Raw genomic sequence first — 12,186 nt, forward strand, 5'->3', positions numbered from 1 at the left:
CGAGCTGGATTTTCCCTCAGTATAACCAGAGCTGCTTCAAGACTGAGACCTACGCCGGTCAGCGAGAGCGAAATAGATCACACTTGACCGTATTGCTGGCCGTGGCGCAACCACCGTTCGAGCAGCGGGCTGACATGCTGCGGCCAGTGCGCCAGGAGGGATTGGGCGGCATCGCGGACCGCCGGCAGCAGGTCTGCGTCGCGCATCAGGTCGGCGACCTTGAATTGCAGCAGGCCGGTCTGGCGGGTGCCGAGCATTTCGCCGGGGCCGCGCAATTCCAGGTCCTTCTCGGCGATGACGAAGCCGTCGCTGGTCTCGCGCATGATGCCCAGCCGCTCGCGGCCGATCTGCGACAGCGGCGGGTGGTAGAGCAGCACGCAGTGGCTGGCGGCGCTGCCCCGGCCAACACGGCCGCGTAGCTGGTGCAGTTGGGCCAGGCCAAGGCGCTCGGGGTTCTCGATGATCATCAGGCTGGCGTTGGGCACGTCGACGCCGACCTCGATCACCGTGGTCGCCACCAGCAGTTGCAACATGCCTTCCTTGAAGGCCTCCATCACCACGGCCTTGTCCGCCGGCTTCATGCGCCCGTGGATCAGGCCGACACGCAGTTCGCCCAGCGCCGAGGAAAGCTCTTCGTAGGTGGTCTCGGCGGCCTGGCAGGTAAGCTCCTCGGACTCTTCGATCAGGGTACACACCCAGTAGGCCTGGCGCCCTTCGCGGCAAGCCGCGCGGACTCGCTCGATCACCTCGATACGGCGGCTGTCGGCCACCAGCACGGTATTCACCGGGGTACGCCCGGGCGGCAGCTCGTCGAGGATCGAGGTGTCGAGGTCGGCATAGGCGCTCATCGCCAGGGTCCGCGGGATCGGCGTGGCGGTCATGATCAACTGGTGCGGGCAGAGCCTGCCGTCCACGCCCTTCTGGCGCAGGGCCAGGCGCTGCTGCACGCCGAAGCGGTGCTGTTCGTCGATGATCGCCAGTGCAAGGCGCTTGAATTTCACTTCATCCTGGAACAGCGCGTGGGTGCCGACCACCATCGGCGCGCCGTCGCCGATGCGTTCCAGTGCCGCCGCGCGGGCCTTGCCCTTGAGCTTGCCGGCCAGCCAGGCGACTTCGATGTCCAGCGGCTGGAGCCACTTGCTGAAGTTGAGGAAATGCTGCTCGGCGAGGATCTCGGTCGGCGCCATCAGCGCCACCTGGTAGCCGGCCTCTATGGCTTGCAGGGCGGCGAGGGCGGCGACCACGGTCTTGCCGGCGCCGACGTCGCCTTGCACCAGGCGCAGCATCGGTTCGTCCTGGGCCAGGTCGTAGGCGATCTCCGCGCCGACCCGGCGTTGCGCGCCGGTCGGCTGGAAGCCGAGGTTGGCAAGGAAGCGTTTCGGCAAGCGGCTGGCCGCCGGCAAGCGCGGCGCTGCCTGCGAACGCACGGCTTCGCGCAGGCGCTGCAGGGATAACTGGTGGGTCAGCAGTTCTTCGAAGGCCAGGCGCAACTGCGCCCAGTGCCGGCCTTCGGCCAGTTCCTCGATGTCGGCATCCGGCGGCGGCCGGTGCAGGTAGCGGATCGCCTGGTCGAGCGGGCCAAGTTGGTAATCGCGGGCCAGTTCCGCCGGCAGCCAGTCGGGCAGGCTGCTGGGACCGAGCATGGCCAGGGCCTGTTGGCTCAACTGGCGCAGGCGCTGCTGGGTGAGTCCTTCGGTAGTCGGGTAGATCGGCGTCAGGGTCTGCTCCACCGGAATCGGCTCGTCGCCGTTCAGCGCGCGGTATTCCGGATGGTAGATCTCCAGGCCCGAGGCGCCCGGCCGGACTTCGCCGTAGCAGCGCAGGTGGGTGCCGCGCTTGAGACCGTCCTTCTGCGCCTGGCTGAAATGGTAGAAGCGCAGGCTCAGGGTGCCGCTGCCGTCCTGCAGGCGCACCAGCAGGCTGCGGCGGCGCCCCATCACCACGTCGGCGCCGGCCACCACGCCCTCGACCACCGCGTCGGCCCCTGGCCGCAGGGCGCCGATGGCGGTGACGCGGGTACGGTCCTGGTAGCGCAGGGGCAGGTGGAACAGGATGTCCTGCAGGGTTTCCAGGCCTACCCGAGCGAGCTTCTCCGCCAGTGCGGCGCCTACGCCCTTTAGCGCGGTGACCGGGACCCTGGACAGCTCGGTCATGCGATTTGCGGTTGTTCCTGGGTTTGCGGGCGGGCCACCGAGCACAGGCGGATCGAGTCGGCCAGCACTTCGATGGCGCGTGGACGCGGGAAGCTGGCGCGCCAGGCGATGGCAACGGTACGGAACGGCACCGGCGCGCTGAACGGGCGCACTTCGATGACGCCCGGGGCGTAGTGGTGGCTGTCCACCGCGGAGAACGGCAGCACCGAGACGCCCAGTCCGGAGGCGACCATGTGGCGGATGGTCTCCAGCGACGAGGACTCCACCGTGGTGTGCTTGTTCTCGTCGCCCTTGCGCACGGTCGGGCAGGCTTCCAGCACCTGGTCGCGGAAGCAGTGGCCTTCGCCGAGCAGGAGCAGGCTCTTGTCGTTGAGCAGCTCGGAATCGATGCTGGCCTTGGCGGTCCAGGGGTGGTCGGCCGGCATCAGCACATAGAAAGGCTCGTCGAACAGCGGCTTGGTCAGGACGTCGGCTTCCTGGAACGGCAGGGCGATGATGATCGCGTCGAGTTCGCCGGTGCGCAGCTTGTCGCGGAGGATATGGGTGAAGTTCTCCTCGATGTACAGCGGCATCTGCGGCGCGACCCGGTGCAGCTGGGGAATCAGGTGCGGGAACAGGTAGGGACCGATGGTGTAGATGGCGCCGACCTTCAGCGGCGCGGCCAGCTGGTTCTTGCCGGCCTGGGCCAGCTCGCGGATGCCCTGGGCCTGTTCGAGGACCTTCTGCGCCTGGGCGACGATGCCTTCGCCCACTGGCGTCAGGCGCACGGCGCTCTTGCTGCGCTCGAAGATCAGCACCCCCAGCTCGTCCTCGAGCTTCTTCACGCCGACCGAGAGGGTCGGTTGGCTGACGTGGCAACGCTCGGCGGCGCGGCCGAAGTGTTGTTCCTGGGCGAGGGTGACGATGTAGCGCAGTTCGGTGAGGGTCATGGCTGCTCATCCGTTAAGATCGGCCAAGCATAGCGGCTGCACCGCCGCGAACCAACCTCCGGGGGCATGATCGGGCGTGCATTGCAGACGATTCGACGCCTACACTGCCCGCCTTGTTGTAGGAAGGAGACGGCTTCATGTCGCAAACAGTGATGATCGCCGGCTGCGGCGATGTCGGCGGGCGCCTCGGCGAGGCACTGCTGGCCGATGGCTGGCGGGTCCATGGCCTGCGTCGCTCGGTGGACGCCTTGCCGCAGGGGATCCTGCCGGTGGCTGGCGATCTGCAGGCTCCGGAGTGTCCCGCGCAGTGGCCGAGCGAGCCGCTCGACTACCTGGTGTACAGCGCCGCCGCCAGTCAGCACGACGAGGCTGGCTACCGTGCCGCCTACGTCGACGGCCTGCGCCATGTGCTGGGCTGGTTGCAGGCCCACGGCCAGCGGCCCAGGCGCCTGCTGTTCGTCTCCAGCACCGGGGTCTACGCGCAGACCGATGGCGGCTGGATCGACGAGGAGTCGCCGGCGCTTTCCCAGGCCTATTCCGGACGGATCATGCTCGACGCCGAGCAGGTCGCGCTGGACAGCGGGATACCGGCTACCCGCGTGCGCCTGGCCGGCATCTACGGTCCGGGGCGGGAATGGCTGCTCAACCAGGTGCGCCAGGGTTACCGGGTGGTCAGCGAGCCGCCGCTGTATGCCAACCGGATCCACGCCGACGATGCGGCCGGGCTGCTGGCCTTCCTGTTGCGCGCCGATGCCGGCGGCCAGGCGCTGGAGGACTGCTACATCGGTGTCGACGACGCGCCCGTGGCGATGCATGAGGTGGTCGACTACCTGCGCCAGCGCCTGGGCGTCAGCCAATGGGCCGACGAACATTCGGTACGCCGCGCCGGCAGCAAGCGTTGCAGCAACCGCCGCGCCCGGGCGCTCGGCTGGGTGCCGCGCTATCCGAGCTACCGCGAGGGCTACGCGGCGGTGCTCGGGGACGCCTGATGGCTGCCAACCGGTTGTTGGCGCGTCCCTGGCTGCCTGGCGTGGAGCTGTTCCATGCGGACTTCTCCGGCCAGGCGTTCGGCCGCCACAGCCATTCGGCCTTCGCCATCGGCTCGATCCTCCACGGCGTCGGCGGCTACCAGTGCCGCGGGCGGCGCCATGCGCTGCCGGCCGGCACCCTGTCGCTGATGAACCCGGAAGAGCCGCATACCGGGCACGCCGAATCCGAGCGGCTGGTCTACCGGATGCTCTATGTCGAGGAAACGCGCCTGCTCGGCCTGCTCGGCCGCAAACAGTTGCCGCGCGGCTTCGGCGAGCTGAACCCGGCCGACGACGGCAGCGTGGCGGTTGGCCTGGCGCGACTGGCCGAGGACTTCCAGCGCAGCGACGCATTGGGGTTGGAAAGCCGCCTGCTGGCCTTGCTCGAACAGGTCTTCGTGCGCCACGGCGGCTTGCGCCCGGCGGCCGCGGCGCCCCGCGACGGCGGAACCACCGCACGCCTGCGCGATTACCTGGAAGCGCATGCCACCGAGGCGCTCGGTCTGGACCAACTGGCGCAGTTGCTGCAGCGCCATCCGCGCCACCTCATCGAGGCTTTCCGGCGTGCCTACGGCGTGCCGCCGCATACCTACCAACTGCAATGCCGGGTGCGCCAGGCCAAGCGCCTGTTGCTGGAAGAACGGCCGCTGGCGGAACTCGCCCAGCACCTCGGCTTCTACGACCAGGCGCACTTCTCCACGACCTTCCGGCGTTTCACCGGGGTCACTCCGGGGCAGTTCCGGCGCAGCGCCAAGACCTGAGTTTTTTCCAATACGGCGCCCGCCGCGCTGCACAGACTGGAGGCCTTCGCGTTTCGAGGGGCCTTCATGTTCGCCGCGTTCGTCCTTGTCGCCAGTACCCATTTCGCCGCCCTGCTGTCGCCGGGGCCGGACTTCTTCCTGTTGGTGCGCGCCGCCCTGCTGCGCGGCCGGCGCCAGGCCGACGGGGTGGCCGCCGGCATCGCCCTGGCCAACCTCCTGAGCATGCTGCTGGTGCTCGGCCTGCTGGCCAGCGTGCCGGACTCGGCGCACAGCGCCTTGCGCTGGCTGCAGGCGCTCGGCGGACTGTACTTCCTCTGGCTGGCGGGCCAGGCGCTGCTTGCGCAGAGGCGACTGGAAATGCCGGCGCAGCGCGACGTCCCGTCCCGCGGCGGCTATCTGCGCGGGCTGCGCGACGGCCTGCTGGCGAGCAGCCTGAATCCCAAGCTGCCGATCTTCTATGCGGGGCTGTTCGGCGTGCTGGCGCGCTTCAGCCTGCCGGGCTGGGCGCTGGCCCTGTGCCTGGCGTGGATGAGCCTGGCGGTGCTGTGCTGGGACATGGCGCTGGTGCGCCTGCTGGACAGGCCGCGCTGGCGCGGCTGGTTGCAACGGCGGGTAGGTGCGCTGGACCGGCTGTGCGGCGTCCTGCTGCTGGCGCTGGGCGGCTGGCTGGTGCTGGCCGCCCTCTGAGAGGCGTCAGCGCTCCAGCAACCAGACGCGCTTGCCGGGCACGTAGCTGGGCATCTCGTTGGCGCCGGCGGTATTGACCGCTTCGAACAGTTGCAGCTCGTCGTCGTCGAGGCTGAACAGCAATTCGCGGCCGCGGTTGCCTTGTTGCAGCCAGATGCTGTCGTTGTCGCCGCTCATCGCTGCGCAATCGCCGGCCAGGCACAGCGCGTAGCGTTCGGCGCCGGGCAGACCGCTGACCAGGCCATTGGCCTGGAACTCGACCTTGCCGCCCTGGCCCTGGCCTTCGCGGATCTTCCAGCTGCCCTTCAGATAGCTGCCATACAAGGCCCGCTCGAAACCGCTGCCGGCAGGGCTGTTGGCCGCGGGTTGCGGGTCGAGACGGCGGAAACGCTGTTCCGGGCCGTTGGCGCTGGCCTGCTGGATCAGCTCCTTGCCGTCCAGTTCGAGACTCTCCTGGTTGTCGTCGCCATAGAAGGCAACCTTCCAGTGCTCGTCATCGCTCTTGCTCAGGGTCCCTTCGCCCAGTTCGAAGCCGTTGCTGAAGGTGGCTTCGCCTGCCTTGCTGTCGAGCTTCCATTCCAGGTTCGGGCCATAGGCGAGCAGGGCCTCGCGCAGCTTGCCGTCCTTGCTCGCGGCGTCGATCGCGGCCTGGTTGATCCAGGTGCCGGACGGATCGGCCGTGCCGGCGCAGCCGGCCAGCAGGGCGGCGGCTGCGGCGAGGAAAATCACGCGGCGCATCGTGCTACTCCATGCAGAGCGACGGGGCCTTGGGCCCCGTCGCGAACATCCGGCTTATTCGAGGACGACGATGGCGTCCATTTCCACCTGTGCGCCCTTCGGCAGGGCGGCTACGCCGATGGCGGCGCGCGCCGGGTAGGGCTGGGTGAAGTAGCGGCCCATGATCTCGTTGACCTTGGCGAAGTGCGACAGGTCGGTGAGGAAGATGTTCAGCTTGGCGACGTCGTGCAGGTAGCCGCCGGAAGCCTCGATCACCGCCTTGAGGTTCTCGAACACCTGGACGGTCTGCTCCTCGAAGCCCTCCACCAGTTCCATGGTCTTCGGGTCCAGCGGGATCTGTCCGGACACGTAGACGGTATTGCCGGCCTTGATGGCCTGGGAGTAGGTGCCGATGGCGGCCGGGGCGTTGTCGGTGTGGATAACGGTCTTGGTCATGGGAACTCCTTGCTGAAATCGAGTGGGCGCGGGGGCGCCGGATGACACAGGAAAAAGCGGGTCAGCTGCGCAGGCGGGTGATCCGGATCACTCCCTTGAGGGCGCGCAGCTTCTTGATGACGCGGGCCAGGTGGACGCGATCGTGCACGCTGACGACCAGCTGGACCACGCTGATGCGACCGTCGCGCTCGTCCATGCTGATCTTCTCGATGTTGCCGTCGGCCGCGTTGACGCTGGTGGCGAGCAGGGCGATCAGGCCACGCTGGTGCTCCAGCTCGACGCGCAGTTCGACATTGAATTCGCCGGTGACATCCTTGGCCCAGCTGAGCTGGATGCATTTTTCCGGGTTGTGGCGTACTTCGCTGATGTTCTTGCAGCTTTCCAAGTGCACCACCATGCCCTTGCCGGCGGACAGGTGGCCGACGATCGGGTCGCCGGGAATCGGCGTGCAGCACTTGGCGTAGCTCAGGACCAGGCCTTCGGTGCCGCGGATCGCCAGCGGACCCTCGGCGCTCGGCGCTTCCTCGCCCTCGCTGGACAGCAGGCGGCGGGCGACCACGTAGGCCATGCGGTTGCCCAGGCCGATCTCTTCCAGCAGGTCCTCGAAGACTTCCATGCGGTACTCGGCGAGCACGGCCTGGATGCGTTCCTGGGGAATCTTCTCGAGGTGGCTGTCGAAGCCGGTGAGGGTCTTGTTCAGCAGGCGCTCGCCGAGGTTGATCGACTCGGAGCGGCGTTGCAGCTTGAGCGCATGGCGGATATGGGTGCGCGCCTTGCCGGTGACCACGAAGCTCAGCCAGGCCGGGTTCGGCCGGGCGCCCGGGGCGGTGACGATTTCCACCGTCTGGCCGCTCTGCAACGGCTCGGAGAGCGGCGCCAGGCGGCGGTTGATGCGGCAGGCGATGCAACTGTTGCCGACGTCGGTGTGCACCGCGTAGGCGAAGTCGACCGCGGTGGAACCCTTGGGCAGTTCCATGATGCGGCCCTTGGGCGTGAACACGTAGACCTCGTCCGGGAACAGGTCGATCTTCACGTTCTCGATGAATTCCAGCGAGTTGCCGGCGCGCTGCTGCAGTTCCAGCACGCCCTTCACCCATTGCCGGGCGCGGGCATGGGTGCCCTTGGGCGTCTCGTCGTTGGACTTGTACAGCCAGTGCGCGGCGATCCCGTGGTTGGCCATCTCCTCCATCTCGCGGGTACGGATCTGGATCTCGATGGGCACCCCGTGCATGCCGAACAGGGTGGTATGCAGCGACTGGTAGCCGTTGGCCTTGGGAATCGCGATGTAGTCCTTGAAGCGTCCGGGGAACGGCTTGTACAGGCTGTGCACGGCGCCCAGTACGCGATAGCAGGTATCGACCTTGTCGACGATGATGCGGAAGGCGTAGACGTCCATGATCTCGTTGAACGCCTTACGCTTGCCGCGCATCTTCTGGTAGATGCTGTAGAGGTGCTTCTCGCGGCCGATCACCTGGCCTTCCATGCCTTCGCGGGCGAGGCAGTTGACCAGCGACTCCTGGATCTTGCCGACGATCTCGCGGCGGTTGCCGCGGGCCTTCTTCACCGCCTGGCGGATGCGCTCGGCGCGCATCGGGTGCATGGCCTTGAAACCGAGGTCCTCGAACTCCACGCGCATGGTGTGCATGCCCAGGCGGTTGGCGATGGGCGCGTAGATTTCCAGGGTTTCCTTGGCGATGCGCCGGCGCTTCTCGCCGGACAGCACCTCGAGGGTGCGCATGTTGTGCAGGCGGTCGGCCAGCTTGACCAGGATCACGCGGATATCGCGGGCCATGGCCATGGCCATCTTCTGGAAGTTCTCGGCCTGGGCCTCGGCCTTGGTCTCGAAGTTCATCTGGGTCAGCTTGCTGACCCCGTCGACCAGTTCCGAAACCGTCTCGCCGAACTGCGCGGTGAGCGCTTCCTTGGCGATGCCGGTGTCCTCGATCACGTCGTGCAGCATCGCGGCCATCAGGCTCTGATGGTCCATGTGCATGTCGGCGAGGATGTTGGAGACCGCCAGCGGGTGGGTCACGTACGGCTCGCCGCTGCGGCGGCGTTGCCCGTCGTGGGCCTGCTCGGCGTAGTAGTAGGCGCGGCGGACCAGGTTGACCTGGTCCGGCCCGAGGTAGCTCGACAGTCTGTCGGCGAAGGCGTCTATGCCCGGCAAGGGTTCACCCCCTGCCCGTAGGCGGGTTGCGGCGCTCGCAGGCGACGTCGAGCCGAGGCCATGGCTTACAGGGCCTCGGTGTTGGCCTCGTCGTCGAACGCTGCGAACAGCGGTTCGTCCTCGACGATGTCTTCCTGCTGGACGACGTTCTCATCGACCAGGCCGGAAGCGATCTCGCGCAGGGCGACGACGGTCGGCTTGTCGTTTTCCCAGGCCACTTTCGGCTCCTTGCCGCCGGTAGCCAGCTGACGGGCGCGCTTGGTGGCGAGCATGACCAGCTCGAAACGGTTATCGACGTTGTCCAGGCAGTCTTCAACGGTGACGCGGGCCATGGTGTTCCTCGTAACGAAAAGTGAGCCCGACGTTTGCCGGGCGGACTGAATAGTCTAAAAAATCGCCAATCTTTATGGAAGAGCCGATTTAGGCGAGCAGACGACCGAGCAGTTCGGCGTGGCGTTGCTGCTGGGCGTCCTGGCGCAACTGGCGGGCGCGGAAGATCGCCTTGAGGTCGTCCAGGGCGTGGGCGAAATCGTCGTTGATCACCAGGTGATCGTACTCCACGTAGTGGCTCATTTCGCTGACGGCTTCGCGCATGCGCCGCTCGATCACCTCGTCGCTGTCCTGGCCGCGGTTGGTCAGGCGCTGGCGCAGGGCTTCCTGGCTCGGCGGGAGGATGAAGATCGATTGGGCCTCGGGCATCAGCCGGCGCACCTGCTGGGCGCCCTGCCAGTCGATCTCGAGGATCAGGTCGAGGCCTTCGGCGAGGGTTTTCTCGACCCAGCGCTGCGAGGTGCCGTAGAGGTTGCCGAAGACTTCGGCGTGCTCGAGGAACTCGTTGCGTTCGAGCATGGCGAGGAATTCCTCGCGGCTGGTGAAGTGGTAGTTGACCCCGTCCACCTCGCCCGGACGCATGCCGCGGGTGGTATGGGAGACGGACACGCGGACCTCGGGGGCGGCGTCGAGCAGGGCCTTCACCAGGCTGGTCTTGCCGGCGCCGGAGGGAGCGGAAACGATGTACAGGGTGCCGGACATGAGGTGTTCCTGGTGCTTCGTACGGGTTGGAAAGAGATCGGGCGGAGGCGCCCGCCGGTCATTCGATGTTCTGGACCTGCTCGCGCATCTGCTCGATCAGGACCTTGAGGTTGACCGCCGCCTGGGTCGAGCGCGGGTCGAACGCCTTGGAGCCTAGAGTGTTGGCTTCCCGGTTGAGTTCCTGCATCAGGAAGTCCAGGCGCCGACCGGCGGCGCCGCCGGCCTTGAGGACCCGGCGGACCTCGCCGACGTGGGTGGCGAGGCGGTCCAGCTCCTCGGCGACATCGCTCTTCTGCGCCAGCAGGACCAGTTCCTGCTCCAGGCGCTGCGGATCGAGTTCGGCCTTGAGTTCGGCGAAGCGGTCGAGGATCTTCTGCCGCTGGTTGGCCAGCATGGTCGGCACCAGTTCGCGCAGGTTGCCGACTTCCACCAGCATCGCGTCGAGCCGATCGTTGAGCAGCTTCGCCAGCTCCTGGCCTTCGCGCGAGCGGCCGGCCTTGAGTTGCTCCAGGGCCTGGCCGAAGGCTTCCAGGGCGGCGGCGTTGAGCGCCTGCGGATCGGCCGAGTCGGCCACCAGTACGCCGGGCCAGGCCAGCACGGCGAGCGGATCGAGAGGCGCCGGCTGGCGGATCAGGGCGGCTACGCCTTCGGCGGCGGCGACCAGTTGGCGGGCGCGCTCCTGGTCGACCTGCAGGCTCTTGCCGGCGGTTTCCTCGGCGAAGCGCAGGGTGCATTCCACCTTGCCACGCGACAGGCCCTGGCGCAGCGCCTCGCGCACCGCGCCTTCGAGGTCGCGGAAGGCGTCGGGCAGGCGCAGGTGGGGCTCCAGGTAACGGTGGTTGACCGAGCGCAGCTCCCAGCTCAGGGTGCCGTGGGTACCGGCCTGCTCGACGCGGGCGAAGGCGGTCATGCTGTGCACCATGGGTCTACCTCGATAGTCGTGTGGGGAGTGCGTTCGGCGCCGGACGCGCGCGGCTGCCGTGATTCGAGCCGGGCATTGTAACCCACGTCCGGCGGGGCCCGCACGCCGACGGTGGTTGAGAGCCCGGGCTGGCCTCTATAATGGCGGCCAATTCCGCTTTCTCAGTACAGGATATCCACGATGAATCGTCCCAGTGGCCGTGCCGCCGACCAGCTGCGCCCGATCCGCATCACCCGCCATTACACCAAGCACGCAGAAGGTTCGGTGCTGGTCGAGTTCGGCGATACCAAGGTGATCTGCACCGTCAGCGCCGAGTCCGGGGTGCCGCGCTTCCTCAAGGGCCAGGGGCAGGGTTGGCTGACCGCCGAGTACGGCATGCTGCCGCGCTCCACCGGCGAGCGTAACCAGCGCGAGGCCAGCCGCGGCAAGCAGGGCGGTCGTACCCTGGAGATCCAGCGCCTGATCGGCCGTTCCCTGCGAGCGGCGCTGGACCTCAGCAAGCTCGGCGAGAACACCCTGTACATCGACTGCGACGTGATCCAGGCCGACGGCGGCACCCGCACCGCCTCGATCACCGGCGCCACCGTGGCGCTGATCGACGCCCTGGCGGTGCTGAAGAAGCGTGGCGCGCTCAAGGGCAATCCGCTGAAGCAGATGGTCGCCGCCGTTTCCGTGGGCATCTACCAGGGCGTGCCGGTCCTCGACCTGGACTACCTGGAGGATTCCGCCGCGGAAACCGACCTGAACGTAGTGATGACCGATGCCGGCGGCTTCATCGAGGTGCAGGGAACCGCCGAAGGCGCGCCGTTCCGTCCCGCCGAGCTGAACGCCATGCTCGAACTGGCCCAGCAGGGCATGCAGGAGCTGTTCGAACTTCAGCGCGCCGCGCTGGCCGAATGAGCAGACGCCCGGCACTGCCTGCCGGGCCCCGGAGAAGGAGCACTACATGAACGATGTATCCGAAGAGGTCGCCGCGACCCCCGGCCAGGAAGCCCGGCAATGGGCGATGTTCTGCCATTTCGCGGCATTCATCGGCCTGGTGTTTCCCTTCGGCAGCCTGCTCGGGCCGCTGATCGTCTGGCAACTCAAGCGCGAGAGCGATCCGTTCGTCGACGCCCAGGGCAAGGAAGCGCTGAACTTCCAGATCACCGTGGCGCTGGCGATGTTCGTCAGCTTCCTGCTGATGCTGGTGGTGATCGGCTTCTTCCTGCTCGGCCTGGTCTGTCTGGCGGCGCTGGTGTTGACCATCATCGCCGGCATCAAGGCCAACGAAGGCAAGGCCTATCGCTATCCGTTCTGCCTGCGGCTGATCAAGTAGGCCGCACGTGGAATAG

The 12,186-nt window shown here is 67.4% G+C and carries 13 protein-coding genes; 5 read left to right on the forward strand and 8 right to left on the reverse strand.

What is annotated here, in order from left to right:
- Nucleotides 1–77 precede the first annotated feature (77 nt).
- Both recG and oxyR read right to left on the reverse strand, forming a co-directional pair.
- The gene (gene recG / locus HMPREF2581_RS03225; protein WP_003096624.1) at nt 78–2,153 is read right to left on the reverse strand and encodes an ATP-dependent DNA helicase RecG; all 2,076 of its coding nucleotides are present in this window, start codon (nt 2,151–2,153) and stop codon (nt 78–80) included.
- A complete protein-coding gene (oxyR, locus tag HMPREF2581_RS03230) occupies nt 2,150–3,082 on the reverse strand; it encodes an oxidative stress transcriptional regulator OxyR (RefSeq protein WP_003096622.1) in 933 nt (310 codons plus the stop codon). Before oxyR ends, recG begins: the two co-directional genes overlap by 4 nt.
- Before the next feature lie 137 nt (nt 3,083–3,219).
- Here oxyR and HMPREF2581_RS03235 point away from each other — a divergent pair, with 137 nt between their 5' ends.
- The 3 genes from HMPREF2581_RS03235 (at nt 3,220) to HMPREF2581_RS03245 (ending at nt 5,558) form a co-directional block, all read left to right on the forward strand.
- Entirely contained in the window at nt 3,220–4,071 is an 852-nt protein-coding gene (locus HMPREF2581_RS03235) for an SDR family oxidoreductase (protein ID WP_003096618.1), read from the forward strand.
- On the forward strand, nt 4,071–4,871 hold the full coding sequence (locus tag HMPREF2581_RS03240; RefSeq protein ID WP_003096615.1) for an AraC family transcriptional regulator: 801 nt from the start codon (nt 4,071–4,073) through the stop codon (nt 4,869–4,871). The genes HMPREF2581_RS03235 and HMPREF2581_RS03240 overlap by 1 nt, the downstream gene beginning before the upstream one ends.
- A 66-nt stretch (nt 4,872–4,937) precedes the next feature.
- The gene (locus HMPREF2581_RS03245; RefSeq protein WP_003096613.1) at nt 4,938–5,558 is read left to right on the forward strand and encodes a LysE family translocator; all 621 of its coding nucleotides are present in this window, start codon (nt 4,938–4,940) and stop codon (nt 5,556–5,558) included.
- A gap of 6 nt (nt 5,559–5,564) precedes the next feature.
- On the opposite strand, the gene HMPREF2581_RS03250 is transcribed toward HMPREF2581_RS03245, so the two are convergent.
- The 6 genes from HMPREF2581_RS03250 to HMPREF2581_RS03275 form a co-directional block, all read right to left on the reverse strand.
- On the reverse strand, nt 5,565–6,296 hold the full coding sequence (locus HMPREF2581_RS03250; protein WP_003142013.1) for a hypothetical protein: 732 nt from the start codon (nt 6,294–6,296) through the stop codon (nt 5,565–5,567).
- A 54-nt stretch (nt 6,297–6,350) separates the two neighbouring features.
- On the reverse strand, nt 6,351–6,731 hold the full coding sequence (locus HMPREF2581_RS03255; protein WP_003096609.1) for a RidA family protein: 381 nt from the start codon (nt 6,729–6,731) through the stop codon (nt 6,351–6,353).
- A gap of 61 nt (nt 6,732–6,792) precedes the next feature.
- Nucleotides 6,793–8,898 carry a bifunctional GTP diphosphokinase/guanosine-3',5'-bis pyrophosphate 3'-pyrophosphohydrolase gene (gene spoT, locus HMPREF2581_RS03260; RefSeq protein ID WP_003096603.1) on the reverse strand — a complete coding sequence of 702 codons (2,106 nt, stop codon included), beginning with the start codon at nt 8,896–8,898 and terminating at the stop codon, nt 6,793–6,795.
- A 65-nt stretch (nt 8,899–8,963) separates the two neighbouring features.
- Nucleotides 8,964–9,230, reverse strand: a complete 267-nt coding sequence (gene rpoZ, locus HMPREF2581_RS03265) for a DNA-directed RNA polymerase subunit omega (RefSeq protein ID WP_003096602.1) — start codon at nt 9,228–9,230, stop codon at nt 8,964–8,966.
- 88 nt (nt 9,231–9,318) lie between these two features.
- The gene (gene gmk, locus HMPREF2581_RS03270) at nt 9,319–9,930 is read right to left on the reverse strand and encodes a guanylate kinase (RefSeq protein WP_003098317.1); all 612 of its coding nucleotides are present in this window, start codon (nt 9,928–9,930) and stop codon (nt 9,319–9,321) included.
- 58 nt (nt 9,931–9,988) lie between these two features.
- The gene (locus HMPREF2581_RS03275; protein WP_003096599.1) at nt 9,989–10,852 is read right to left on the reverse strand and encodes a YicC/YloC family endoribonuclease; all 864 of its coding nucleotides are present in this window, start codon (nt 10,850–10,852) and stop codon (nt 9,989–9,991) included.
- A 180-nt stretch (nt 10,853–11,032) separates the two neighbouring features.
- Between HMPREF2581_RS03275 and rph the strand changes: the two genes are divergently transcribed.
- Nucleotides 11,033–11,752 carry a ribonuclease PH gene (gene rph, locus HMPREF2581_RS03280; RefSeq protein WP_003096595.1) on the forward strand — a complete coding sequence of 240 codons (720 nt, stop codon included), beginning with the start codon at nt 11,033–11,035 and terminating at the stop codon, nt 11,750–11,752.
- Nucleotides 11,753–11,798: 46 nt separating this feature from the next.
- Nucleotides 11,799–12,170, forward strand: coding sequence for a DUF4870 domain-containing protein (locus HMPREF2581_RS03285; protein ID WP_003096590.1), 372 nt, complete (start codon nt 11,799–11,801; stop codon nt 12,168–12,170).
- Nucleotides 12,171–12,186 lie beyond the last annotated feature (16 nt).

This window comes from Pseudomonas sp. HMSC057H01, from assembly GCF_001836405.1.
GTDB classification, from domain to species: Bacteria; Pseudomonadota; Gammaproteobacteria; order Pseudomonadales; family Pseudomonadaceae; genus Pseudomonas; species Pseudomonas aeruginosa.